The 835-nt window shown below is 57.6% G+C and carries 1 protein-coding gene; it reads left to right on the forward strand.

Going from position 1 to position 835, the window contains the following annotated elements:
- Positions 1-9: 9 nt before the first annotated feature.
- Entirely contained in the window at positions 10-759 is a 750-nt protein-coding gene (locus AD944_RS00170; RefSeq protein ID WP_045543147.1) for an electron transfer flavoprotein subunit beta/FixA family protein, read from the forward strand.
- The last annotated feature ends 76 nt before the right edge of the window (positions 760-835 follow it).

Consider the following 835-nt stretch of genomic DNA (forward strand, 5'->3'; position numbering starts at 1 on the left):
AAAGAAGCCATGAAGATTGTAGTACCTGTCAAACGGGTTGTTGATTACAACATCAAGCCGCGTGTTAAGGCGGATGGTAGCGGTGTTGAAACTGCTGGCGTGAAGATGTCCATGAATCCTTTTGACGAGATTGCGGTTGAAGAAGCCATTCGTCTGAAGGAGAAGGGTGTCGCGACGGAAGTTGTCGTTGTGTCCATTGGTGTGCAGCAGGCGCAGGATACGCTGCGCACAGCCATGGCCATGGGGGCGGACCGCGCCATTCTGGTTCTGTCTGAAGAAAGCCCGGAACCTCTGGCGGTGGCCAAGGTGCTCAAGGCGATTGTGGCCAAGGAAGAACCGAGTCTGGTGATTCTGGGCAAACAGGCCATTGATGATGACATGAACGCCACAGGCCAGATGCTGGCCGGTCTTCTGGGCTGGGGGCAGGGCACGTTTGCCGGCAAGGTGGATGTTGCGGATGGCTCCGTGCGTGTGAGCCGTGAAATTGACGGGGGGACGGAAGAGGTCTCTCTCACGCTGCCCGCCATCATCACTGCCGATCTGCGCCTGAACGAACCGCGCTATGCCTCGCTGCCCAACATCATGAAAGCCCGCAAGAAGCCGCTTGAAACGCTGAATGCGGCTGATCTGGGTGTGGATATGACGCGTCGCCTCACCGTCGTCTCCGTGGCGGAACCGCCGCAGCGTCAGGCGGGTGTGAAGGTTGGCTCTGTGAGTGAGCTGGTTGAGAAACTGCGTAACGAAGCAAAGGTAATCTGATCATGACCGCTCTTGTTCTTCTCGATCATGAAGACGGCCGGATCAGACAGGCCGCTCTTTCCGCCGTGACGGCTGC

The organism is Acetobacter tropicalis (assembly GCF_001580915.1).
In the GTDB taxonomy this organism is placed as follows: Bacteria; Pseudomonadota; Alphaproteobacteria; order Acetobacterales; family Acetobacteraceae; genus Acetobacter; species Acetobacter tropicalis.